The sequence below is a fragment of the Thioclava sp. F34-6 genome, from assembly GCF_002213235.1.
In the GTDB taxonomy this organism is placed as follows: domain Bacteria; phylum Pseudomonadota; class Alphaproteobacteria; order Rhodobacterales; family Rhodobacteraceae; genus Thioclava; species Thioclava nitratireducens.
Genome location: NZ_NBOA01000007.1, coordinates 1 through 21,930 on the forward strand (window position 1 = coordinate 1; position 21,930 = coordinate 21,930).

The 21,930-nt window shown below is 64.6% G+C and carries 19 protein-coding genes; 8 read left to right on the forward strand and 11 right to left on the reverse strand.

Features of this window, described 5'->3' with window-relative positions; genetic code table 11:
• Positions 1–170: 170 nt before the first annotated feature.
• The 4 genes from puuE (at position 171) to B6V72_RS14955 (ending at position 4,188) form a co-directional block, all read left to right on the forward strand.
• Positions 171–1,586, forward strand: a complete 1,416-nt coding sequence (puuE, locus tag B6V72_RS14940; protein WP_088735909.1) for an allantoinase PuuE — start codon at positions 171–173, stop codon at positions 1,584–1,586.
• The gene (locus B6V72_RS14945; RefSeq protein ID WP_075775756.1) at positions 1,586–2,419 is read left to right on the forward strand and encodes a bifunctional allantoicase/(S)-ureidoglycine aminohydrolase; all 834 of its coding nucleotides are present in this window, start codon (positions 1,586–1,588) and stop codon (positions 2,417–2,419) included. Before puuE ends, B6V72_RS14945 begins: the two co-directional genes overlap by 1 nt.
• Before the next feature lie 76 nt (positions 2,420–2,495).
• Positions 2,496–2,984 carry an ureidoglycolate lyase gene (locus B6V72_RS14950; RefSeq protein ID WP_075775757.1) on the forward strand — a complete coding sequence of 163 codons (489 nt, stop codon included), beginning with the start codon at positions 2,496–2,498 and terminating at the stop codon, positions 2,982–2,984.
• Positions 2,985–3,060: 76 nt separating this feature from the next.
• On the forward strand, positions 3,061–4,188 hold the full coding sequence (locus B6V72_RS14955) for a zinc-dependent alcohol dehydrogenase family protein (protein WP_075775758.1): 1,128 nt from the start codon (positions 3,061–3,063) through the stop codon (positions 4,186–4,188).
• Here B6V72_RS14955 and B6V72_RS14960 read toward each other — a convergent pair.
• On the reverse strand, positions 4,185–5,075 hold the full coding sequence (locus B6V72_RS14960; protein WP_075775759.1) for a LysR substrate-binding domain-containing protein: 891 nt from the start codon (positions 5,073–5,075) through the stop codon (positions 4,185–4,187). The two genes, B6V72_RS14955 and B6V72_RS14960, sit on opposite strands and share 4 nt — an antisense overlap.
• A gap of 133 nt (positions 5,076–5,208) precedes the next feature.
• On the opposite strand from B6V72_RS14960, the gene B6V72_RS14965 reads away from it, so the two are divergent.
• Together B6V72_RS14965 and B6V72_RS14970 are read left to right on the forward strand one after the other, a co-directional pair.
• Positions 5,209–6,429 (forward strand): acyl-CoA dehydrogenase, encoded by a 1,221-nt coding sequence (locus B6V72_RS14965; RefSeq protein ID WP_088735910.1) that lies wholly within the window; start codon positions 5,209–5,211, stop codon positions 6,427–6,429.
• On the forward strand, positions 6,429–7,544 hold the full coding sequence (locus tag B6V72_RS14970; RefSeq protein ID WP_088735911.1) for a CaiB/BaiF CoA-transferase family protein: 1,116 nt from the start codon (positions 6,429–6,431) through the stop codon (positions 7,542–7,544). Before B6V72_RS14965 ends, B6V72_RS14970 begins: the two co-directional genes overlap by 1 nt.
• A 162-nt stretch (positions 7,545–7,706) precedes the next feature.
• Here the strand turns inward: B6V72_RS14970 and B6V72_RS14975 are convergent, their stop codons facing one another.
• The 9 genes from B6V72_RS14975 to B6V72_RS15010 all read right to left on the reverse strand — a co-directional run bounded on the left by B6V72_RS14975 (position 7,707) and on the right by B6V72_RS15010 (position 19,585).
• On the reverse strand, positions 7,707–8,297 hold the full coding sequence (locus B6V72_RS14975; protein ID WP_168173056.1) for a DUF1007 family protein: 591 nt from the start codon (positions 8,295–8,297) through the stop codon (positions 7,707–7,709).
• Positions 8,294–9,094: a hypothetical protein gene (locus B6V72_RS19225; protein WP_168173057.1), complete on the reverse strand. Its 801-nt coding sequence runs from the start codon at positions 9,092–9,094 to the stop codon at positions 8,294–8,296. Before B6V72_RS19225 ends, B6V72_RS14975 begins: the two co-directional genes overlap by 4 nt.
• A complete protein-coding gene (locus B6V72_RS14980; RefSeq protein WP_088735913.1) occupies positions 9,084–9,731 on the reverse strand; it encodes a HupE/UreJ family protein in 648 nt (215 codons plus the stop codon). Before B6V72_RS14980 ends, B6V72_RS19225 begins: the two co-directional genes overlap by 11 nt.
• 114 nt (positions 9,732–9,845) lie before the next feature.
• Complete coding sequence (locus B6V72_RS14985; protein WP_088735914.1) at positions 9,846–11,753, reverse strand: ferrous iron transporter B; 1,908 nt, start codon at positions 11,751–11,753, stop codon at positions 9,846–9,848.
• Entirely contained in the window at positions 11,750–12,037 is a 288-nt protein-coding gene (locus B6V72_RS14990; RefSeq protein WP_075775765.1) for a FeoA family protein, read from the reverse strand. The genes B6V72_RS14985 and B6V72_RS14990 overlap by 4 nt, the downstream gene beginning before the upstream one ends.
• A 244-nt stretch (positions 12,038–12,281) precedes the next feature.
• Complete coding sequence (locus tag B6V72_RS14995) at positions 12,282–13,634, reverse strand: HlyD family type I secretion periplasmic adaptor subunit (RefSeq protein ID WP_088720465.1); 1,353 nt, start codon at positions 13,632–13,634, stop codon at positions 12,282–12,284.
• Positions 13,631–15,706 carry a type I secretion system permease/ATPase gene (locus tag B6V72_RS15000; RefSeq protein ID WP_088720464.1) on the reverse strand — a complete coding sequence of 692 codons (2,076 nt, stop codon included), beginning with the start codon at positions 15,704–15,706 and terminating at the stop codon, positions 13,631–13,633. Before B6V72_RS15000 ends, B6V72_RS14995 begins: the two co-directional genes overlap by 4 nt.
• A gap of 36 nt (positions 15,707–15,742) precedes the next feature.
• Positions 15,743–18,043 carry a hypothetical protein gene (locus B6V72_RS15005; RefSeq protein WP_088735915.1) on the reverse strand — a complete coding sequence of 767 codons (2,301 nt, stop codon included), beginning with the start codon at positions 18,041–18,043 and terminating at the stop codon, positions 15,743–15,745.
• 177 nt (positions 18,044–18,220) lie between these two features.
• The gene (locus B6V72_RS15010) at positions 18,221–19,585 is read right to left on the reverse strand and encodes a hypothetical protein (RefSeq protein WP_088735916.1); all 1,365 of its coding nucleotides are present in this window, start codon (positions 19,583–19,585) and stop codon (positions 18,221–18,223) included.
• 774 nt (positions 19,586–20,359) lie between these two features.
• On the opposite strand from B6V72_RS15010, the gene B6V72_RS19400 reads away from it, so the two are divergent.
• Both B6V72_RS19400 and B6V72_RS15020 read left to right on the forward strand, forming a co-directional pair.
• A complete protein-coding gene (locus tag B6V72_RS19400) occupies positions 20,360–20,980 on the forward strand; it encodes a response regulator transcription factor (RefSeq protein ID WP_233243105.1) in 621 nt (206 codons plus the stop codon).
• Positions 20,973–21,497, forward strand: coding sequence for a hypothetical protein (locus B6V72_RS15020; protein ID WP_240497737.1), 525 nt, complete (start codon positions 20,973–20,975; stop codon positions 21,495–21,497). Before B6V72_RS19400 ends, B6V72_RS15020 begins: the two co-directional genes overlap by 8 nt.
• Positions 21,498–21,535: 38 nt before the next feature.
• On the opposite strand, the gene B6V72_RS15025 is transcribed toward B6V72_RS15020, so the two are convergent.
• Positions 21,536–21,922, reverse strand: coding sequence for a hypothetical protein (locus B6V72_RS15025; protein ID WP_075775769.1), 387 nt, complete (start codon positions 21,920–21,922; stop codon positions 21,536–21,538).
• Between the last annotated feature and the right edge of the window lie 8 nt (positions 21,923–21,930).

A 21,930-nucleotide genomic window follows, 5' to 3' on the forward strand; every position in this document is an offset into this window, starting at 1 on the left:
GCCCCGCAGATGGACGAGGCCACACGCGAAGCCCGCTACACTGCGTGGAAAAAGGCGGTCGAGGCCACCATCGCGGCAGTCTGACCTGCGGCGACGGGTCAGCCCCCCTTTCCCTTTCGCGTATTTTGCTCTTTCTTGTCCCGGTTCGACCCGAAGACAGGAGCCATTCGATGACCCGCTACCCCCGCGACCTGCGCGGCTACGGCCGCACGCCCCCAGATCCGCAATGGCCGGGAAAGGCGCGCGTAGCGATCTCGATGGTGCTCAACTTCGAGGAGGGCGGCGAGAACAATATCCTGCACGGCGATGCGGCGTCGGAGGCGTTCCTGTCCGATATCGCAGGCGCCGCGCAATGGCCCGGCCAGCGACACTGGAACATGGAGTCGATCTACGAATACGGTGCGCGCGCAGGCTTCTGGCGGCTGCACCGGTTGTTCACCAGGCTGAACGTACCACTCACGATCTACGGGGTCGCGACCGCGCTGGCGCGCGCGCCGGAACAGGTCGCTGCGATGAAGGAAGCGGGCTGGGAGATCGCCTCGCACGGCCTGAAATGGGTCGAGCACAAAGATATGGCGGAAGACGAAGAACGCCGCCAGATCGCCGAGGCTATCCGCCTGCATACCGAGGTCGTCGGAGAGCGTCCGCGCGGATGGTATACCGGGCGCTGCTCGGCCAACACGGTGCGGCTGACCGCAGAAGAGGGTGGCTTCGACTGGATCTCCGACACTTATGACGACGACCTGCCCTATTGGCTGGAAGTGGGCGCGCGGGACCAACTCGTGATCCCCTACACGTTGGAAGCCAACGATATGCGCTTTGCCACGGCGCCCGGCTATATCGAGGGCGAGCAGTTCTTCCAGTACCTCAAGGACAGTTTCGACACGCTCTATGCCGAAGGGATGGACGGCGCGCCGAAGATGTTCTCGGTGGGCCTGCATAACCGCCTGATCGGGCGGCCGGGAAAAGTTGCGGGGCTGAAGCGCTTCCTCGATTACGCGCTGTCGCATGAGGGCGTCTGGTTCGCGACCCGTGGAGAGATCGCCGCGCATTGGGCCGCGACCCACCCCCACACGCGCCGCGAACGCCCGAGCCAGATGAACCGGGACCGTTTCGTCGAAGTCTTCGGCGGCATATACGAACATTCGCCCTGGATCGCCGAGCGGGCTTTCGAGCTGGAGCTGGGCCCGGCCCATGACAGCCATGAAGGGATGGCCTCGGCGCTTGTCCGCATCTTCCGCTCTGCTTCGGAGGCGGAGCGTCTCGGCGTGCTGACCGCGCACCCGGATCTCGCGGGAAAACTCGCCCAGGCCAAACGTCTAACCGCAGAAAGCACCTCGGAACAGGCGAGCGCCGGGCTCGACGCGCTGACCGACGAGGAACGCGCCACATTTGAGGCGCTCAACGCCGCCTATACCGAAAAATTCGGTTTCCCCTTCATCATCGCCGTAAAAGACAATACCAAGGCGTCAATCCTCCACGCCTTCCGCCGCCGGCTTGACCAGGGCCGCGAGACGGAATTCCGTGAGGCCTGCAAACAGGTCGAGCGGATCGCGTGGCATCGCCTGAACGCCATGGACCTTTGATGGAATACACCTATTACGCTCCGACGGGCGGTTTGCCCGATCAGAACCAGCGCGCCCGCGAGCGCGCGCAATTCAACACCTCCTACGCCGTGATCCCGCGCGGTGTGCTCTCCGACATCACCATCTCGCTGATGCCGGGCTGGGAAAACACCCGCGCCTGGGTGCTCGCGCGGCCGCTGTCGGGCTTTGCCGAGACCTTCGCGCAGCTGATCGTCGAAGTCGCGCCGGGCGGCGGTTCGGACAATCCCGAACCCGATCCCGAGGGCCAGGGCGTGATCTTCGTGCTCGCTGGCCACATCCGCCTCGTGATCGAAGGCGTTGGCCACGAACTGGACGCCGGCGGCTACGCCTATCTCGCCCCGGGCACGCAATGGTCGGTCGCGAACGATCAGGACACGCCCGGCACCTTCGTCTGGATCCGAAAACGCTACGAGCGTGTGCCCGGCATCGACGCGCCGGAAAGCTTCGTCACCGCCGATCAGGACAAGCCGCCGCTCGAGATGCCCAACACCTCGGGCTACTGGTCGACCTCGCGCTTCGTCGATCCGAACGATCTGCGCCACGACATGCATGTCAATATCGTGACCTTCATGCCGGGCGGCACCATCCCCTTCGCGGAAACCCACGTCATGGAGCACGGCATCTACGTGCTGCAGGGCCGCGGAGTCTACCTGCTGAACCAGGACTGGATCGAGGTCGAGGAGGGCGACTTCATGTGGCTGCGGAGCTTCTGCCCGCAGGCCTGCTACGCCGCCGGTCGCCGTCCGTTCCGCTACCTGCTCTACAAGGACGTGAACCGCCACCCGAAGCTCGGCTCGCCCATCTCGAGCTGACCCTTTCGGCTTGGTCGAAATATCCCGGGGGTGAGGGGGCAGCGCCCCCTTTCTTCCGCCCGAACCCGGAGGCGCCATGCAGATCAAGGCCGAACCGCTGACACCCGAGGCGTTTGCCCCGTTCGGGGATGTGCTCGAGGCGTCCGGCGCGCCCGACAAGATCATCAATGCCGGGCTCTGTGGGCGCTACCATGATCGCGCACAGCTTGATTTCGGGGCGGAGTCCGGCGGGCGCGCCGGACTCTCGATCTTCAAGGCGGAGCCGCGAACGCTGCCCTATCTTTGTGACCTGCTGGAGCGGCACCCCGAAGGCTCGCAGGCCTTCCTCCCGATGAGCGCGGACCCGTTCCTCGTGATCGTGGCACCGGACGCAGGCGGCAAGCCCGGCACGCCGCGTGCTTTCCTGACCGACGGCGCGCAGGGCATCAACCTCCATCGCGGGACGTGGCACGGTGTACTGACGCCGCTCGCAGCGCCCGGTCTCTTCGCCGTGGTGGACCGGATTGGCGAAACCGCGAACCTCGAAGAACATCCGCTGGACGCTCCCTTCACCGTCACCGTGTGACGCATCGTCAAAGAGGCATGGACACTTCCGCCGATCTTTCCCAATCTGCGCCAAATCGTTTTGGGGAGGAGCAAGAATGAAAACGCGGATCGCACTTTTGCGCGAGATGGGCAAGGCGCGCCCCTATACCGACAGCCAGCCGCTGGAGATCGTCGAGGCAGAGCTGGACGATCCCGGCCCAGGCGAGTTGCTGATCAAGATGTCCGCGGCGGGTCTGTGCCACTCGGACCTCTCCGTCATCAACGGCGACCGCCCGCGCGACATGCCTGTGGCGCTGGGTCACGAGGCGGCGGGCGTTGTCGAGGCCGTCGGTCCCCATGTCACGCGCTTCGCGCCCGGCGATCACGTGGTCCTCGTCTTCGCGCCGTCCTGTGGCCATTGCGTGCCCTGCGCCGAGGGGCGGCCCGCGCTTTGCGAGCCGGCCGCGGTCGCGGCGGGTAAGGGCAGCCTGATCACCGGATCGAAACGCATCTCGGTCGCGGGCGAGCATGTGAACCACCATATCGGCGTGTCGGCCTTCTCGGATTACGCAGTCGTCTCCGAGGCGTCCTGCGTGAAGATCGACAAATCGATCCCCCTCGACCAAGCCGCGCTGCTGGGCTGCGCGGTGCTGACCGGCGTCGGCGCGGTGCTGAATTCGGGCGGGCTGAAGACCGGGCAAAGCTGCGCGATCATCGGCCTTGGCGGCGTCGGCCTCGCGGGGCTTCTGGGCGCGGTCGCGGCAGGCGCGCGCACCCTCGTTGCGGTCGATCTGGCCAAGGACAAACGCGACCTCGCACTCAAGCTTGGCGCGACCCATGCCATCGACCCGACCGAGGAAGGCGCGGTGCAGAAACTGCGCGACCTTACCGGCGGCGGCGTCGATCTCGCGGTGGAGCTGGCTGGCGCGGCTCCGGCGCTGCAATTCGCCTATGCCATCACCCGGCGTGGCGGCACGACCGTCACGGCGGGCCTGCCGAACCCGAAGGCGGAGTTCACGATCCCGGCCGTGTCGCTGACGGCGAACGAACATGCGCTGAAGGGATCCTACATGGGCTCCTGCGTGCCGGTCCGCGACATCCCGCGTTTCGCGCAGATGATGGTGCAAGGGCAACTGCCGATCCCGGACCTGATGACCCATCGCCTAAAGCTCGAAGACATCAACGAAGGTTTCGAGCGGCTCGCCGCGGGAGAGGCGATCCGGCAGGTCATCGTCTTCGACTAAGCGCCGATCTCGGCCCGCAACCAATCGCGGAAGGCGCTGACATGCGGCGCCTCCCGCGCGCGCTCGGGCAGGATCAGCGCGTAATTCTCACCGGTGGCAAACCGGCGCGGCGTCGCCTGCACCAGCCGCCCCGAGGCCAGCGCCCCTTGCGCGATGATCGCGGGCACCAGCCCCAGCCCCATGCCCGCGCTCGCCGCATCGAGGATCATGTCGAAATGATCGAACCGCGCGCCGCGGAGGATATGCCGCGCGTCGCGCCCGCTCTCGCGGAACCAGTCGAGCCAGAGCGTCGGGCGCGTCGACTGCTGCAAGAGGGGCAGCGCCAGCAGCGCGTCGTCCTCCAATTCCGCGCGCCCCGTCATCAGGTGCGGCGCGGCCACGACGATCAATTCCTCCGCAACGAGATTTTCGACCTCGGCCCCCGCCTGTTCATGCCTGGAGCGCATGATTGCCAGGTCGAATGGCTCCCGCGCGAAATCCACCGGCAGCAGTCGCGCGCTGAGATCGAGGCTCACCTCCGGCTGCGCGGCCTCGAACCCGGCCAATCGCGGGATCAGCCACGACCGCGCAAAGCTCGGCAGCACGGCCATACGCAGCACCGCGCGCGCGCCGCCGAAGGCCATCGCCCCCATCGCGGCCCGGTCGATCTGACCAAGGATTTCTTCTGCCTGCGCAAGGAAAACATGACCTGCCGGCGACAGAGACAGCCGTTTGCGCACCCGGTCGAACAGCGCCACGCCCAGCCGTTCCTCCAATGTCCCGAGCGAGCGCGACACCGCCGATTGCGTCAGGTTCAACTCCGCTGCCGCCCGCGTCGTCGTGCCGAAGCGCGCGCAGGCTGCGAAGGCTTGCAGCTCGTTGATCGTAGGAGTGTAGCTTTTGCGCATGGTCGCGAGGGTGCTCCGCTGTGTCTTGCTGGATCATGCGCAAAACTCATCATCTTCGCAAATTTAATCGTTTGCGCCGCGCGGCACGATGCCTAGAGTTCGACGCAACGAAAGACAGATCCCGAGGACCGCCATGACCGACCGCCCCACGCTCAAAGCCAAGGATGCCCCCGATCTGGGCAAGTTCACCTGGGACGACGCGCTGCGTCTGGAAACCCAGCTGAGCGAAGAGGAGCGGATGCTGCGCGATGCGGCCCGCGCCTATGCGCAGGACAAGCTGCAACCGCGCGTGATCGAGGCCTTCGAGAACGAGACCACCGACCCCGCGATCTTCCGCGAGATGGGCGAGATGGGCCTCTTGGGCGCGACCATCCCCGAGGAATATGGCGGGATCGGCGCGGGCTACGTGTCCTACGGCCTGATCGCGCGCGAGATCGAGCGCGTCGATAGCGGCTACCGCTCGATGATGTCGGTGCAATCGAGCCTCGTGATGTATCCGATCTACGCCTATGGCTCGGAGGAGCAGCGCCAGAAATACCTGCCGAAGCTGGCCTCGGGCGAGTGGATCGGCTGTTTCGGCCTGACCGAACCCGATGCGGGCTCGGACCCGGCGGGTATGAAGACCCGCGCCGAGAAGACCGAGGGCGGCTACCGCCTCACCGGCTCGAAAATGTGGATCACCAACTCGCCGATCGCCGATGTCTTCGTCGTCTGGGCGAAGTCCGAAGCCCATGGCGGCAAGATCCGCGGCTTCGTGCTGGAGAAGGGCATGAAGGGGCTGAGCGCGCCGAAGGTCGGGCAGAAACTGTCGCTTCGCGCGTCGATCACCGGCGAGATCGTCATGGAGGGCGTCGAGGTCGGGGAAGACGCGCTGCTGCCGCATGTCGAGGGGCTGAAAGGTCCGTTCGGCTGCCTCAACCGTGCGCGCTACGGTATCGCCTGGGGCGTGATGGGCTCGGCCGAGTTCTGCTGGCACGCCGCGCGCCAATACGGCCTCGATCGCAAACAGTTCAACAAGCCTCTCGCGCAGACGCAGCTGTTCCAGAAGAAGCTCGCAGACATGCAGACCGAAATCACGCTGGGCCTGCACGCCGCGCTGCAAGTGGGCCGCCTGATGGACGCAGCCGATGCCGCCCCCGAGATGATCTCGCTCATCAAGCGCAACAATTGCGGCAAGGCGCTGGATATCGCGCGGATGGCCCGCGACATGCATGGCGGCAACGGCATTTCGGGCGAGTTTCAGGTGATCCGCCACATGGTCAACCTCGAGACGGTGAACACCTACGAGGGCACCCATGACGTGCACGCGCTGATCCTGGGTCGTGCGCAGACGGGCCTGCAGGCCTTCTTCTGATGGCCCCGCTGGAAGGTGTGAAAGTCGTCGAACTGGCGCGGATTCTGGCCGGTCCCTGGGCCGGTCAGGTGCTGGCCGATCTCGGCGCGGAGGTGATTAAGGTCGAAGCGCCCGAGGGCGACGATACCCGCCGCTGGGGCCCGCCCTTCATCGCGCGCGAAGGCGACGGGCCGGAGGGTCGATCGGCTGCCTATTTCCACGCCACCAATCGCGGGAAGATTTCGGTCGTGGCTGATTTCCGTACCGAAGAAGGCCAGAAGATCGTGTGCGATCTGGTCAAGAACGCGGATGTGGTGATCGAGAACTTCAAGCTCGGTGGGCTGAAGAAATACGGCCTCGATTACGAGAGCCTTTCCGCGATCAATCCGCGTCTCGTCTATTGCTCGATCACCGGTTTCGGGCAGGACGGTCCTTACGCGAGCCGCGCGGGCTATGACTTCCTGATCCAGGGCATGGCTGGCTGGATGGACCTGACCGGCGATCCCGAAGGCCAGCCGCAAAAGGTGGGCGTGGCCTTCGCGGACATCTTCACCGGGCTTTACGCGGTGATCGGCATTCAGGCGGCGCTGGCCGCGCGGGCGCGCACCGGGCGCGGGCAGTTGGTCGACATGGCACTTCTGGATTGCGCGGTGGGCGTGCTCGCCAATCAGGGGATGAACTTTCTCGCGACCGGCAATGCGCCGCATCGCTTAGGCAACGCGCATCCAAACATCGCGCCCTACGAGGTCGTCAGTGCCAAGGATGGCGATCTGATCCTCGCAGTCGGCAATGACGGGCAGTTCCGGCGGCTTTGCGAGGTTCTGGCCCTCGACCTCGCAGCCAATCCTGACTTCGCCACGAACGAGGCGCGCGTCGCCAATCGTGAGGCCATGCGCGCGGCCCTCTTCCCTGCGCTTGCGGAATGGCCGCGCGCCGATCTGCTCGCCGCGCTCGAAAAGGCGACGGTCCCCGCGGGCCCGATCAACTCCGTCGATCAGGTCTTCGCCGATCCGCAGGTGGAGGCGCGCGGAATGCGGGTCGAGGCCGAGGGTATCCCCGGCATCCGCACGCCGATCCGTTTTTCGGACACGCCCTTGGCGGAACCAAAACCCGCCCCGAAATTAAAGGCCGACTAGCCTTTTCCTCTTGGTGGAAATATCCCGGGGGGTGACGCGGGATCAGCGGCCTTCCAGTGGAAGGACGCCCCGCCGAACGCCCGAAGCGCAAGCGAAGGGCCGTCAGCGCGGGGGGCAGCGCCCCCTCCCGACTTCAGTTTTGCACGCGAGAGCGTGCAGGCGTCACCCCTTACAAGCCAGCGTCAGCGCGATCGGGATATTGTCCGGCCCGCGATGCACATCGGGTTGGTTGACCGAGACGTTCGGCACGCAGGTCGCGCCGTCGGCCAAGCCGCGGATCACCACCGGGTCCGATTTCACCGGCACCAGTCCAGTCAGGTTCTCGGGGTCATACATCTCGATGCGCAGGTCGTTCGGGTCTTCGGGCTGGGCGAGGGCGAGCGCGAAGGCCATCGTGACGGCCCCATCCTTCACCGTCGCCTGAAAGCCGTAGATCTGGGGATCGGGCAGTTGCTGGGTCCCTTTCCAGAACCGGGTGTAGAAGAACGAGCCCTCCGAATTCTGCTTCGCCGCGTCTTGCAGCGGCGCCAGCTCGTCTCCGGTGAAGGCCCCGTCGCCATTTTTGTCGAAACTCTGGATCAGCCAGTCGGACACGGTCGGATCGAAGGTCCAACTCTCGCCAATATGGGTGACTTTGCCGCTCTCCATGCCGACAAGCAGACGGATCAGGATTTCGTCTTCCGGGTGGGCGTTCGCGAGCCCCGGCAGCAGCCCGATCAGACCGGCGAGGGTGAGAACGGTGCTGCGGATCATGGTTGGAAATCCGGTTTCTTGCTGCCGGGCGGGGCGGCGGGCGGCGGCGCGCCGAAGCTGGGGAAAGCATCGGCCTCGGGCACTGCGGTTTCTGCCGCGGGCGCGTTCTCCGAGGCGGCGGTCGAAGGATCTGCATTCTTCGGCTTCAGCTTGCCGCCCATCAGTGCGACGCCTCCGTAAAGCAGTCCGATCGCGACCAGCCAGCTGCCGACGATCCGGCCTGCTATCTCGAACCATTGCGCCTGCCAGCTGCGCAGCACCAGATAGACCGCGCCGATCAGCCAGATGCCCAGGCCGATCCCGGCGAGGAAGACCCAAGGCGCACCGCCATAGCTCGGGTCGGACAATTTCACCGAGAGCGCATACATCACCCCCAGAACAAGTCCCGCTGGCACGATCAGCACGGGCCGCGACCAGCGCCCAAGCGCCAGCGTGGCACCGATGGCGATGGCCGAGATCGGCATGGTCAGGAAGTGATGCGTGATCGCGCCGGGGAGTTGTTGCAACGCGGCCATCAGCTCGATGCGGAAGGTGAAGCCGAGCGCGATCCCGACGGCCCCGAGCAGCGCCGCGATAAGTGCAGCGCGCCGCCCGACCAAGGCCAGCGAGATCCCGAAGCCGAATAGCGGGAACAGCCGCTCGATCGCGAGCGCGTCGCGTATCAGCCACGCCCCGGTCTCGCCGCGGTCCGCAGGCGGGATCAGCGCCAGCACAATCAGAGCGGTCAGCCCGGCCAGCACCCAGAGGTGACGCAGCCAGCTAAGGCCGGAACGGTTATGCGATACGTCAATGGCCAAAGAGGCTCAGCCCACCTTGCAGGAACCCGAGCTGAGATTGCAGGTAACCCAGTGCCAGCGCAAGGAAGCCGAGCCCGACCACCGCGATGATCGCGCCCAGCCCGCGCGAGAACTGTCCACCCCGGATCGGGTCGAGGACGAGACCCACGCCGACCCCGATCACGTGGATCATCCCGGTCGCCAGCACGAAGCCGATCGCGAAATCTGCCGGGTCGGCGGCCATCGGCAGCTCTGCCCCATGTGCGTAACCGTGGTAAAGCGCGAAGACCGAGATGATCGCGAGCGCTATCCATTCGTAGGGCTTCCATGCGGTGGCGATGGCGAGGCCGAGAACTACGATCGACAGCGCGATCCCGATCTCGATGCCGGGCAGCGGCAGGCCGAGAATGCCGATCACGCCACCTACGACCATGATCAGCGGGAAGGTCACCGGCAATTGCCAGACCTGACGTCCACCCATCTGCGCGCCCCAGAGGCCCACCGCGAACATCGCGAGGAAATGGTCATAGCCCGAGAGCGGATGCTCGAACCCTGCGGTGAAACCGCCCGAGCCGGTCGCGGTGATGTGGGCGGCGGCCACCTGCGGCAGCATCAGGGCGACGAGGCCAAAGAGGGCGGCAAGGCGGCGAAGGATCATGCGGAGGCTCTCTGTCCCGTGACTCTCGAGCGGCATCTTCCGGATCGTCGCGCGAAACTCAAGGCGGCAAAGCGTTCACCGCGTCTCACCATCGATTGAAGGGTGCGCGAGGGCTCAGCCCGCGCCGAGGAGGGCCGAGATCTGGTAGGTTGCGAAAGCCGCGAGATAGGCCAGCGCGAACATGTAGACCACCGCGACCCACATCCACTTCGCCGAACCGGCCTCGCGCCGGATAACCGCCAGCGTGGAGATGCATTGCGGTGCGAAGATATACCATGCGAGCAACGCCAGCGCGGTGCCGAGGCTCCACTGATCGGTAAGCGTGTGGATCAGGCCGTTCTCGCCGCCCACCGCGTAGACCGTGGCTAGCCCTGCGACCGCGACTTCGCGGGCGGCCATGCCCGGCACCAGCGCCACGGCGATCTGCCAGTTGAAGCCCAAAGGCGCGAGGATCGGCGCGACGAAGTGGCCGATCATCGCGGCGAAGGAATAGTTGATCGCCGGTTGCGTCGCGCCCTCGGGGGCCATCGGGAAGGTCGACAGGAACCAGATCACCACCATCGCCCAGAAGATCACCGTGCCGGCCCGGCGCAGGAAGACCCGTGCGCGTTGGTAGAGCCCCAGCGCAATATTGCGCAGGATCGGCATCTTGTAGTCGGGCAGGTCGAGCATAAGTGGCGCCGAGCGCTCTTCACGTGCGAAGAGATGCCGCGCGACGAAGGCCACCGTGAGAACCGAGAACACGCCAGCCGCATAAAGACCGAACATGACCAGCCCCTGCAGGCTCAGCCCGCCGAGCACTTTCGTGTTGGGGATGAAGGCGGCGATGATCAGCGTGTAGACGGGAATGCGCGCCGAGCAGGTCATCAGCGGCGCGACGAGGATCGTCGTCAGCCGGTCGCGTTTATTGTGGATCACCCGCGCGGCCATGATGCCGGGGATCGCGCAGGCGAAGCTCGACAGAAGCGGGATGAAAGCGCGCCCGTTCAGCCCGGCGCGGCCCATGATCCGGTCCATCAGGAAGGCCGCCCGCGCCATGTAGCCGAAATCTTCCAGCAGCAGGATGAAGAGGAAGGTGAACAGGATCTGCGGAAGAAAGATGATGACCGAGCCGATGCCCGCGATCAAACCGTCCGAGATGAAGCTTTGCACCAGCCCTTCGGGCATCACTTGCGTCACCAGCGCGCCCAGCGAACTGAACGCCCAGTCGATCGCATCCATGAAGGGCGCGGCCCAGGAAAAGACGGCCTGAAACATCACGAAGAGGATCGCCAGCAGGATGATCGGCCCCGCGATCGGGTTCAGCACCACGCGGTCGATCTTGGCGGAAATCGTGTCCGGCTCGGGCGGGCGGATGACGTGGGTCTTCACCAGCCGTTCCGCCTCGCGCATCGAGACCCGCATGTCATGCGTACTCGGAACCGCCCAGCTCGAAGGTTGCGGATCGTCGAGGCCGGCTTCCAGCATCGGATCCACCTTGGACCACAACTCGTCGAGCCCGCCGCGGCGGACGGCAGTGGCCGGGATCACCGGGATGCCCAGTTCCTCGCTCAGCGCGACATGGTCGATCTGCAAGCCGCGATGGCGCGCGATGTCGATCATGTTGAGGATCATCACGATCGGCAGGCCGATCTTCTTCAGTTCCGAGACCAGGCGCAGCGCGCCGCGCAGGTTGGTCGCATCGCCCACCGCGAGGATCATGTCGGGGACGCGCTCTCCCGGGCGCTGGCCCAGCAGCACGTCGCGGGTCACTTCCTCGTCCGGAGAACGGGCGCGCAAGCTATGGGTGCCGGGCAGGTCGATCAGCGCGAACTTGCGCCCCGCAGGCGTGGTCGCCACGCCGACTTTGCGCTCCACGGTCACGCCGGAATAATTGCCAACCTTCTGCGTCGCACCGGTCATCGCGTTGAACAGCGCCGTCTTGCCGCAATTCGGCGCACCGACCAGCGCGGCCTCGATCGGCTGGGCGTCGGGATCGGTCTGCGGGGCTTTGGGCTGGTTTATGGCAGGAGCCGACGTCATTCCGCGAGGATGGCCATCGCCTCGGCACGCCGCAGAGCGACGGTGGTGTCGTTCACGCGCACCGCGATAGGATCGCGACCGAACGGACCTTCGTGAAGGATGTGGACCGACGCGCCCTCGATGAAGCCAAGCTCCAGCAGGCGCAGTTCCAGCTCGTCCGCGTCATAGCCATCCTTTCCGGCCAGCGGGCAGACAGAGACCAGAGTGCCCCGGAACCCGCGACGGCACTGGCCAAGCGGCAGTGCGCATTTGCAGGTTTCGTTCTCGATAGGGCTGGCCTTCATGAGGGCACCTCCGTGATGGGTCGCGAGTCGGTCTTCGCTTCCTATCTTCAGGAGATAGTCTGGAAATTGATCTCTGACAAATGAAGTCTGGTATTTTCCCGCCTTCGTGATCGATTATTTTACTCAGGAATTTAGAAGGAGTCTAAACTGTGGCGTAAGCCCATGAATTCGTTAGGCTGAAGGAGAAAGGCGCCGCGCCCTCGAGAGCGACGCCTTCACGCCGGTTTTCCGTCGGATCGACCTCTCAATGCTCGCGGAAAGCACGGTTCATCGAATCCACCACTGGTTTCGCGATGTATTGGGCGAAGGTCCGCGACGCGGTCTGGATCATCACTTCCACCGGCATCCCGGGCATCGGCGCGAAGCCCGGTACCCGGCGCAGCTCCGAGGCGGGCAGGCGGATGCGGGCGATATAGACCTCGCGGGGATGTTCGCCCGAGCGCTCCACGATCGCGTCGGCGGAGATGTAATAGACCTCCCCAATCAGGATCGGCGTCGTGCGCTGGTTGAGCGCCGAGAGCCGCACCGACGCTTCCTGTCCGACCTTGATCGCGTCGATATCGGTGCGCGCGATCATCGTCTCGATGATGAGCGGGGCTTCCGAGGGCAGGATCTCGGCGATGACCTTGCCCGCCTCGATCACGCCGCCCGCGCCGGAATAGTTCAGCCGCACCACGGTGCCGGAAACCGGGCTTTCGATCACCACGCGCTTCAGGACGGAGGTCGCCTTGCGCTCTTGCTCGCGTACGGAATCGAGTTCCGCCTGCACGGTCTCCAACTCGTCGAGCGCGGCCTGCTTGTGGGTCTCGATCGTCTGCTTGGTCTGCGCCTGGTATTTCGCGCGCATCTCCTCGCTCTCGCCGATCTCCGCCTTGAGGCGGCCGATCTGCCCTTCCGCATCGGCCAGAGCGCGAAGCAGCGCGTTCAGCTCGGTTCGCCGGATCAGCCCGCTCTCGAAGAGTTTCGCCTTGCTCTCATGGTCCTCGGCCAGCAGGTCGCGCTGGGCCTCCGCGGCAATCAGCTGCGCGCGGTAGCCTTCCGAACGGCTCTCCATCGCGGCGATGTTGCGTGCCAGCAGGTCCAACTCGCTTTGCACTTTCGCTTTCGTCACATCAAAGGCGAGGCGCTGGGAATCCATCATCGCGGCGATTTCCACGTCGCGCCGGGCGTCCTGCAGCCATTTCGGGAAGACCAGTTCGCGCCAGCCGTCATATTCGGCCTGTATCCGGGCCTCCATCGATTCCAGTCGCGCGCGGCGCAGGAATAGCGCGCGTTCATTGGCGAGCGCCGAGGTCTCGTCGAGGCGCAGGAGCGGTTGCCCCGCGGTGACGAAATCGCCCTCGGAGACATTGATCTCCTTGATGATCCCGCCTTCGAGGTGCTGGATCATCTTGTTGCGGCCCGTGGCCACGAAAGAGCCCGGTGCCATGACGGCGGCGGCGAGCGGGGCGCTGAAGGCCCAGACGCCGAAGCCGCCAAAGGCCATCGCGAAGATCGTCAGCCCGACAATGACCAGCGTCTTGATGCTGCGCGGGACCTCGGTCGACCAGTCGGGGGTCTCGTGGGAGTTGAGCGGGTTGGTCAGAAGGAGTGTCATGCCGGGGCTCCTTGCATCGGGGCGGTCGCGGCGACGTTCTGCGCCGCTGCGCGTTGTTGCTGCACCTGCTGGGCCTTGGCCTGCTTGCGCCGCTCCAGCTCTGCGAGCATCTGGTCGCGCCAGCCGAACATCGCGATATTGCCGTCGTTGAGCAGCATGATCTTGTCGACCGCGCTGAGCAGCGAGGGTTTCTGCGTGACCACGACCACCGTGATCCCGTTGGCCTTGGCATGACCGAGCGCGCGCACGAGGGCCGCGTCGCCTTGCGTGTCTAGGTTCGAGTTCGGCTCGTCCAGCACCACGAACTTCGGATCGCCGAAGAAGGCGCGCGCCAGACCGATCCGCTGTTTCTGTCCGCCCGATAGCGGCGAGCCGTCGGAGCTGACGACCGTCTCGTAACCCTGCGGCAGCGAGGCGATCATCTCGTGCACATCGGCGAGCGCGGCGGCGCGATGGATCGCGGCGTCGCTCGCATCCTCCCGCATCCGGGCGATGTTCTGCTTGATGGTGCCCGGGAAGAGCTGCACGTCCTGCGGCAGATAGCCGATGCTTTCGCCGAATTGCCGCGGGTCCCAGTTGCGGATGTCCATCAGGTCGAGCCGCACAGCTCCCGAGGTCGGCAGCACCGATCCCACCAGCATCTTGCCGAGCGTCGTCTTGCCGGCGCCCGAATTGCCGATGATCGCCAGTTGGTCGCCGGGCGCGAGCGAGAAGGTCAGCGCGTTCAGCACGACATGCTTGGTGCCTTGCGGAACATAGAGGAGACGCTCGATATCGAGCCGTCCTTCCACCTTGGGCAGGCGTAGCTTGTCGTTGCGGGTCTTGGCGGAGGCCAGAAGCTGGCCGACCCGATCATAGGCGCCGCGTGCCAGCAGGAAGGAGTTCCATCCCTCGATCGCGCCTTCGATCGGTGCGAGCGCACGGCCCGCGACGATCGAGGCGGCGATCACCATGCCGCCGGTGATCTGCCCATCGAGCGCGAGATAGGCGCCCCAGCCCAGCATCCCGATCTGGGTGAACAGGCGGAACATCCGCGACGCGGAGGCGGTGAAGACGTTGCGATCCTGCGCCTCGGTCTGCGCGCGCAGGGAGGCGGCGGTATCGCGACCCCAGATCGACACGGCTTCGGGGATCATCGCCATCGCGTTGATGATCTGGCTGTTGCGCGACATCGACTCAAGGTGAAGGTTCGCCCGGGTCTGCGCGATATTGGCACGGCTGAAGCCGTCCGAAGTGATCTTCTGGTTGATCCAGGCAAACAGCATAAGGATCAATGCGGTCACGACCACGATCGTGCCGAGATGCGGGTGGATCAGGAAGACCGCAAGCACGAAGATCGGCGCGAAGGGCACGTCCAGGAAGGACAGCAGCGTGCCGGAGACAAGGAAGCTCCGCAGCGCGTTGAGATCGCCCAGAACCTGATATTCGCGCCCGTTGGAATGCAGCGAAGCCTGCGCTGCAGCCGACAGGACCGGTGCGCCGAGCCGCGCGGCCACATCCACCGCCGAGCGCATCAGTACCAGCCGGCGTACCGCGTCGAGCAGCGTCTGCACCACGATCGCCCCGGCAATCACGATGGTCAGCATCACCAGCGTGTCGGTCGAGCGCGAGGTGAAGACCCGATCGGAAATCTGGAACAGGTAGATCGGTACCGCGAGGATCAGGATATTCGTGGCGCAGGTCATCAGCACGACGAAGGCCATGTTCACGCGCAGCCGCTTTTTCATGTCATGCAGCGTGCGGGTGAAATCCACCGGGCCGAGGCGCTTGTGAAAGGCTGGGGTGGAGGGTGGCGCCGGTGGGGAGCCGGAGGCATTTTGCGCGGGGACACGACCCGCCTCCTTTCGGGCGTCAGCACCACCCTCCGTCCGGGCGGCGACTGTCTCGACAGTCCCCTCCGCGCCGGTTTCGTCGGCGCGCGCTTTCGCCCCGGGACCGTCGCCCGTTGCGGTTTGCGCCTGCCGTTTGTCTGTCGGATCGGCCTGCGGCGGATCCACGTTCCGAGCCATCGCGTCATGACCATCTTGGCGGGTCGCCTGCCCCCCGGCGGCGTCGTCAGTCCTGTCTTTCATCGAAGTTCCCCTAGTGAATGAAGTTCCGCCCCTCCGTCAGGCCAGAACCGTGTGCAATGCATCGAGCGACCCGCTTCCCCCGTGGGAGCCCGGATGCACCTGGAATTCGTCATCGTCGTAAGTCGGCGCGTTCTCGATCATCCCGTCCGCGAGGAACGCCACCGCCTCCGAGGCAAGCGCCCCTTCGCTGGGGCTCGTCGGGCCGAGGGGACCGCCGCTGCCATCGTCCATCATCCCCGCCTGCCAGATCACCGCGTCGGAATAGACGCCATCGGCGGCCATGATCGTGCTGTCGACGCCCGCGACAGTCAGCGACGAGACGTTGGCGAGCGTGTTGCCGCCCGCATCGACGTCGAATTCGCCCGGACCGTCGACCGATATCAGGTCGGCATCTTCGAGAATGTTGATCTGGGTGAGGTTGTCGCGAACGATCAGGTCTCCCTCGATATAGAGTACCCGCAGTGCCATCTGGCCGCCCAAAAGCTCGTCGCCCAGCAGCCCTTCGACCGCGTCGTAGGCCGCGCCCGGCGGCATCGAATAGCCTTCGCCCGGGTTCGGATCGAGGCCGCTGTAGATCTCCGCCAGCTGGTCGAGGACGTTCTGATATTGCGGGCCCATCTCCAACTGCGTGTCGATGCCCACTTTGGTCAGATGCGCCTCATTCCACAGCAGGTTATCCTCGCTTGAGACATGGCCCACGCCGCCGTGTCCGATGCCGCCCGCGCCGCTCATCACCAGATCGTCGTCGAGCAATACGTTGATCTGCTCGAGCTGGGCGATCTCGTACATGTTGCCGCCGATCATGATCAGGTCGAACTGCGCGCCCGCTTCCAGCAGAAGCTGCAGGTTGACGGTCGAGTTGTCGCCCATCACGATCTCGGCGGAATAGGAGCCGAATTCGAAGCTCACCAGATCCCCATCGGAGACCGCGTTCACCTGCGTCATGTGGTTGTCGACAATCAGGTCACCGCGAATTTCCGTCATCGCGATCAGGCTGCCGCCGGGCGGCATCACCAGGTTAAGGAAGTTCGCGGGATTGGCCTCTTGCGTGTAGACCGCGACGTTGTGGCCTAGCGAGGCGAGCGGGTCGGCGCTGTCACCATTACCCAAGCCTTGCCCGCCCGCGCTGTTGCCTGTGCCGTGGTGTCCGAGACCGGGCTTCAAATCCGCGTCGCGCAGCACGTTCACCTGCGAGATCACCGAGAGCGAGGTCACCGATCCGCCGACCGCGATCACCGGCGCATCGAGCCAGTCATGCACCACCTGCGACTGGTTCAGCAGAAGGTTGTTGCCGGTGCTGAGGCTCTGCGCGATTTCCAGTGCCATGTCCGCGGGATCGACGGGCATATCGGGGCCTTGGACCGTTCCGGCCGCCCCTTCGCCATCTCCGCCGATACCGTCGGTCTCCACCTCGATCACACCCGCGTCGAGCGGTGTATCCTCCGACTCGTCGTCCGAGGGGTCGCGTGCTTCCAGCCGAAGTTTCAATGTCTCGGGCAATTCGTCCATGAGCTGCCCGTCGAACACGACCGCGCCCGAAAACGCGGGTGGCAGGAGGGAGGCCGCCGCCTCTTCACCGTCGATGCTTTCGCTTTGCAGCTCGGTCATGGCCTCCGGGTCGGTTGCGCCCTCCTCGAGACCGTCGCCCTCTTCCGGGTCGGTCGGCGCGGCGAAGATCGTCTCGCTGCGGAACATCGCGGCCGTCACGCCGTCGGGCACGGAGTCGGGATCGAGCGCGTCGATCTGCGCCATCAGCGCCTCCGCCTGCGCTTCGACGGTCATGCCGACGGGTGCGGCACTCACCGTCAGCGCATCTGCATATTCGGCCAATGCCATCAGCTTCGACGAGGTGGCCGCCGGGCCGTACTCGTCCATCAGCTCTGCCGGCATCATGAAGGGCTTGTCGTAGAGCACGTCATGATCGCTCAGCGTGTTGATCTGCGAAGTGATGTGGAGCACCGAGGAAGGTGGCGCCATTCCGAGAAACATCTGGAGCGGTACCGGAACGGGCGGAAAATCATAGGGCGGGATTGCGAGCTGGCCGGACGGCAACCCGGGCGGTGCGATATCGCGCAGCTGGTAATCGTCGACGAAGGGAAGCCACGGCGCCTCTGGCGGAGGCACCAGTGGGAGCTTCAGCTGCAGCGACGGATCGAAATCCTCGAGCAGGTAATCCGAATTGACGCTGACATTGACGGAGAGCAGGTCCCCCGGCGAGGGCGCGGAAGCCTGCAGCGCGCGAAAGGCGTCGTATTCCTGTCGGGCGACATTGGTCTCGGTCGTCTGATTGAAGGCACCGATGAAATGGGCGATGATTTCGGTCTGCCGGTCAAGCATCTTCCTTCCCCCCTTCATGACGCTGAAAACCCGCGCTTGGATGCGGGGCGTCAGACTGTCGGTTCATCGCATCCGGCGGGGTGAACTCCGCCGCGGGCAAGGTCCGGGCGTGATGCGATGCGAAACGGCCCGAACGGAATGCGGCGCGCCTCTCGTGGAGGCACGCCGCTTGTTTGCTTACGATGCGTCGTCGTCGCCGATATAGGAGGACGACAGGTTGCCGCCGACCACGGTGGTATCCACGGCATTGCCGAGGATGTTGGCGCCCATCACGATCGACTGGTTGAACGCGGTGGTGTCGATGGCCGCGCTCGCATCGGCATAGGACTGGCCGGTGACGATACCATCGTCGCCATTGCCCGACCCCCAATTGCCGAGGCTGCCGCCATTGCCGCCGCCGCCTGCGGTGACGTCGCCGCCACCGTTACCGCCGCCGGCATAGCCGCCGGTCGCCCAGGAGCCGCCGCCCGAGGCTTGCGAACCGGTCGAAGACCATCCGTAACCGTCGCCGCCGGCGCCGCCGTTTCCGCCGTCACCGGTGCCGGAGCCAGTACCAGTACCGGTCGCCCGTGCATCAGCCATTGCCTGGCCGGAATCGGTGGCGCTTGCATTGCCACCGTCGCCGCCCATCTGCGGATGGTGATGCTTCATCATCATCGGCATGCCGCCGCCGCCGTCGCCGGCGTTTGCGATTGCGCCGCCTTCGTCCGCTCCAGCACCCGCCATGCCGCCGCCCATGCCGAGGCCCATACCGAAGCCGTCGCCACCGTCGCCGCCATCGTCGCCTTCACCCTCGGTCTCCGAGGCTGCGAGCGAAACGCCGCCGCCCGAGAGGGCGATACCGCCACCCGCGAGCGCCATGCCGCCCGACGAACCGACATCCTCGGCGCCGTTGCCGCCTTCGGAGGATGCGTCGATCCCGTCGTCGGAATGCGCGGTGCCACCGTTGATCGTGGGGGTCGAGTTGAACTGCGCGGCATTGGTCACGTCAGGATCACTGAGCGTATCGTTGTCGGTGAGCGTGTTGGCCTGCGTGTTGACCATCATCACGTCATTACCCATGCCGTTGAGCATGTCGCTGAGGTTGATGTCGTCACCCGGATCGTAGTCGTAGGTATAGGTCATATCGCCATCGGCAAAGACCATGTCGCCCACGTCCGAGTTGTCGATATCCGCGAAGTCGTTGTCTTCGCCGAAAATCCCCTCATCCGGGAAATCGATCGTGATGGTGTTGGTGTTGCTCGAAGTCGAGTTGGAATTCGTGTCGGTATTGACACGGTTGTGGTTCGTGTCGTCGAGACGATTGGTATTGCTTGCGTCACCGCCGTCAGCATGGGCACGAGCCGCTGAAGATGAGTCAGCATTAGCATCGGCGTTTGCACGGGAATCCGAGTCCGACACGGCTTCCTGATGCTGGTGCTGCTGCTGTTGCTGCTCCTGCTCCTGCGTGTCATGCATCGGCTTTTTCATGTCGTCTTTGTCGGGACCGTCATGCGGCTTGTTCGGCTGTTGACCCGAATATCCATAATTACGATTAACCATTTCATTTCTCCCAGTTGATCGGTCCGGGATCCGTCACTCTGTCTAAAACGGATATGGTTCGGACCATTGCTATGCAGGGCTTTCGCCCCGATGAATGTCCGCTTCCCCAACCGCTCGGCACCCCGGTCCCGATCCCCGAATCGAGCGATTCGCAGGTGGGTCACCCTTTCCGGGCGGAATGTGGAAACAGACGAGTCACAGCCCCCAGCTGCGACACCAACATCCTGCGCCCCGTGATCCGGTGGACCTAGCTAGCAAATGGGTCTAGCCGGCCGGTGCACCGTTTTAACCGGCTGAAAATCAACCGTTTCCCCATGCGCTCCGCGCTGTGGCCTGCGGAATCCCGGACCATCGGAGAAATTTTCACGAAGTTGTCGCAGATGCCCAAAGCTGAACAAGGTATAGTGGCGACTCGATCACAACCTACCATTTGTGACGCGTCCCAAGCGGCGTTGAGCGAAAAACCGTGATTCCGGACGCGATTCGCTTAGACTTACGTTGCGTAAGAGAATCCTTACCGTTGGGTAAACACTTCGGGTAACGCTGATCTCACTGGTCCGTGATATGGTGGATGCGGGCGATATGACGTGGGGTTAGTCGCCCGAACATTTGAGTTCAGGGTAGGACGAGGGGGCCACCATGAATGCGTTGCATAAGAGTGAACCTGCGGGGGCGCGCGTGATGCCGTCCTGCCGCAAACAAGACGCAGCGATCTGCTTTCTTGGCGCATCGCATGTTTTTTCCGATACCGTTTTGCGAACCGTAGATGCCGAAGTGACGCCGGCGACGTGCCTGCGGCTGAACGATTTCGAGACGCTGCTCGAGGAATTGCAGTCCGACGGACGGATCGATCATCGCGGCACGCTGTGTTCGCTGATCGTGGACGAGGATCACGCCGATGGTCTGGTCGCGCTCGCGGAACGTCGCGAGCCGTTCCTGTCGCGCGTGAAACTGATCATCGCGATCGAGGACGAGGCGTATGCGCAGGATCTGATGGCGCGCCACGGCTCTGCGATCCTGACGCATCACATCAGTCTGCTGCCGATGAACGTGAATCTGACGACTTGGCTCCTGATCCTGCGGATGATCGTCTCGGGGGGGCACTACATCCCGCCCGCGCTTCTGCACTGCCGTCCGTCAGAGCTGCCGATGCCGATGCTGAACGGCGCCACCGCGACGGAGTCTGCCAATGCGATCTGCCTGTCGGGGCTGACGCCGCGCGAAACCGAGGTTCTGGAGATGCTCGCCTCGGGCCAGCCGAACAAGATCATCGCGGGCAAGCTGAACCTGTCCGAACATACGGTTAAGCTGCATATCCACCGCATCATCGGGAAGCTAGGCGTCACCAACCGCACCGAGGCGGCGATCTGGTATCACCGTATCCGAGGTGCCTAAGGACCCGCCCACGCCCGCGGAGGTGCGCCCGCCGGATTTCGATCGGTTCCTGATGCTGATCGGACGCATCAATTATGCCTGGACCAATACCGAGAGCCTGTTGATCCATCTGATCGCCGGGCTCGCCGGGACCGACAAGAGCGTCGCGACGATCATCCATCTGACATTGAACACCACGCGTGCGCGGCTCGATCTCGTGGATCGGCTGGCCAAGCGCGACGACTGTCCCTGCGCGCCGCGGGCCTGCGAACGGGTGCTTGCGGTGTCGGCACGGATGAAGAAAGTGTCGGGGCTGCGCAATCACTTCAACCATTGCCTCTACGCTTTCGACGAGGGCGGAGGTCCGGTGCGCGCGATCCAGATGCGTATCGCGGATCGCAAGACCAGTCTGCGGATTGGAGAGGAAAGCGTTCTGGACAGCGCTACGCTTACCGAACTGGAAGCCGCGCTTGCCGAAATGCAAGCAATCAATGCCGAGATCTGGGCGATCGCCAAGGAATACAAGATGCCGCTTTGAGGCGGGCAGGGGAGGTCGGAACTGCGCGACAGCCAACCTCAGTTGCGCAGCTGGCGTCCTAGCGCCTCGGCCAGTTCCCACGGGTTCGTCGGCTTCGAGAAGACCGGGATTTCCGGCATGATCGATTGGAAGGCAAGCGGCAGCTGCTCGGCCGTGTTCACCACCAGGGGCACTTCGCGCTTCCACAGCTCGACGATCAGGGCTTCCGCCGATCCGTCCAGCAGATTCATGTCGAGGATCGCGCCATCTACGGAGACCGAGTCATCCGTAAGCGCGGCACGCGCACGTGCCAGGGTCGCGAACGGTCCCGCAACCTGACCGCCTGCTTCCTCGACCGAGAAGGCGATGTCATAGGCGATGAATAATTCATCTTCGACGACGAGGACATTGCTGCCCTCGAGGCAAGAAATACTGCTCTGTAGCATGGGCTATA

Bases quoted from the DNA above. Each gene is read 5' to 3' on its own strand.
- puuE (WP_088735909.1), top strand. From the start codon at position 171: ATGACCCGCTACCCCCGCGACCTGCGCGGCTACGGCCGCACGCCCCCA.
- B6V72_RS14970 (WP_088735911.1), top strand. From the start codon at position 6,429: ATGGCCCCGCTGGAAGGTGTGAAAGTCGTCGAACTGGCGCGGATTCTG.
- B6V72_RS15010 (WP_088735916.1), bottom strand. From the start codon at position 19,585: ATGGTTAATCGTAATTATGGATATTCGGGTCAACAGCCGAACAAGCCG.
- B6V72_RS14995 (WP_088720465.1), bottom strand. From the start codon at position 13,634: ATGACACTCCTTCTGACCAACCCGCTCAACTCCCACGAGACCCCCGAC.
- B6V72_RS14975 (WP_168173056.1), bottom strand. From the start codon at position 8,297: ATGATCCGCAGCACCGTTCTCACCCTCGCCGGTCTGATCGGGCTGCTG.
- B6V72_RS15000 (WP_088720464.1), bottom strand. From the start codon at position 15,706: ATGAAAGACAGGACTGACGACGCCGCCGGGGGGCAGGCGACCCGCCAA.
- B6V72_RS14955 (WP_075775758.1), top strand. From the start codon at position 3,061: ATGAAAACGCGGATCGCACTTTTGCGCGAGATGGGCAAGGCGCGCCCC.
- B6V72_RS14960 (WP_075775759.1), bottom strand. From the start codon at position 5,075: ATGCGCAAAAGCTACACTCCTACGATCAACGAGCTGCAAGCCTTCGCA.
- B6V72_RS14950 (WP_075775757.1), top strand. From the start codon at position 2,496: ATGCAGATCAAGGCCGAACCGCTGACACCCGAGGCGTTTGCCCCGTTC.
- B6V72_RS14945 (WP_075775756.1), top strand. From the start codon at position 1,586: ATGGAATACACCTATTACGCTCCGACGGGCGGTTTGCCCGATCAGAAC.
- B6V72_RS15025 (WP_075775769.1), bottom strand. From the start codon at position 21,922: ATGCTACAGAGCAGTATTTCTTGCCTCGAGGGCAGCAATGTCCTCGTC.
- B6V72_RS15005 (WP_088735915.1), bottom strand. From the start codon at position 18,043: ATGCTTGACCGGCAGACCGAAATCATCGCCCATTTCATCGGTGCCTTC.
- B6V72_RS14985 (WP_088735914.1), bottom strand. From the start codon at position 11,753: ATGACGTCGGCTCCTGCCATAAACCAGCCCAAAGCCCCGCAGACCGAT.
- B6V72_RS14990 (WP_075775765.1), bottom strand. From the start codon at position 12,037: ATGAAGGCCAGCCCTATCGAGAACGAAACCTGCAAATGCGCACTGCCG.
- B6V72_RS14980 (WP_088735913.1), bottom strand. From the start codon at position 9,731: ATGATCCTTCGCCGCCTTGCCGCCCTCTTTGGCCTCGTCGCCCTGATG.
- B6V72_RS14965 (WP_088735910.1), top strand. From the start codon at position 5,209: ATGACCGACCGCCCCACGCTCAAAGCCAAGGATGCCCCCGATCTGGGC.